General features: G+C 44.6%; 2 protein-coding genes. Both read right to left on the bottom strand.

Going from position 1 to position 1,197, the window contains the following annotated elements; genetic code table 11:
• Nucleotides 1-325: large ribosomal subunit protein uL3 (locus F6K38_RS42500; protein WP_502709679.1), on the bottom strand; the 325-nt coding region annotated here is incomplete at its 3' end.
• Nucleotides 326-1,000: 675 nt separating this feature from the next.
• Nucleotides 1,001-1,197, bottom strand: a 197-nt coding sequence (locus tag F6K38_RS42505; RefSeq protein WP_287360906.1) for a cation:proton antiporter regulatory subunit, incomplete at its 5' end; no start/stop codon positions are given.

Genomic DNA, 1,197 nt, shown 5'->3' on the forward strand with positions numbered 1-1,197 from the left:
CGACAATTTGACCAATACTGAACATATCGGTATTGACTGGCTGACCCAGTTCAAAATTACTGGTATCATCCACGCGGTACTCACGTAGGTGGCGTAAGGGTGGGGCGCTGGACTTAGCCAAGTGTCCTATTTCAGGCTTATTAATTGCCTTAGGCTTGACTTGGTCATAACCAATTTGAATGGCATTGTAGCCATCTGTCTGGTTGGTTTTTATTTGGGTCACAGTGCATGGCCCAGCTTTGACGACGGTTACAGGAATCGCTCTTCCTTCATCATCGAACACTTGGGTCATACCGAGTTTGGTACCGAGGATACCGACAGACACTGGTTTCTCCTTTGTAGACATTGCAGCAGTCTGGCAGCAGGGATATTCAAGAACCTGAATTCCCTTTGTGCCACAAACCTGGTCATTATAAACCTGGTCACTATTTATAGTGGATAAACCTCTCCTCAAAAAATAAGCAGAGAGCCCACTTTTATCCAGCTCGGCATGATGGTCGAGCTAGATTCTCGTTCAATTGCGTTTACTGGTCAGAAAAGGCTATTAAACTCGCCTGACTTCGCTGGGACTTAAGTTGTTAATAACTCAGTATCCCTTGATCCACGAAAGTGTAAGCACTGATTGACCTAAAGCAGACCCAAGAACTGATTGGAGTTGTTTAAACCTAACTGTCTTTGACCTACTTTAGCCCTGATGCCAAAAAAAACACCTGATATGCTGTGTATATTGTCTTGCCTCGAACCTAATTCTCAGCCCACAGCACACCCAGCTATTCAGTTGCTGAGGAAGCAACTGTCATAATGCCACTATTATATAGTATATAGTATTTTGCTAAGGGTGTCTAGTTAGTTTGAGAATTAGTTTGACAAAAATTTGCTTGCTGTATGGATTTATGTGAAATCGGGGGATGCAATTGTCGTGCGTATGCAATTCTCGCGCGTATGCGTTCGCGTAGCGTAGCCCTTCGGGCTAATCGCATCGTCTCGCGCACCAGATCATTCACTCCTCATCCCATTCCCCAGACAACAACACACAATCCCCCACCTGCAATACTCCAGCTTCATCCACTGGATTATATAGTTTCCCTTGTCTACGCAACGCCTGAACCATCACATTGTATTGATGCTGGAGATCAATTGGCTTCATACCGACCAAACTTGAATTCTCTACCAAAGTTACCCAATGCTTAGATCCCT

This window comes from Moorena sp. SIO3B2 (assembly GCF_010692525.1).
Classification (GTDB): domain Bacteria; phylum Cyanobacteriota; class Cyanobacteriia; order Cyanobacteriales; family Coleofasciculaceae; genus Moorena; species Moorena producens.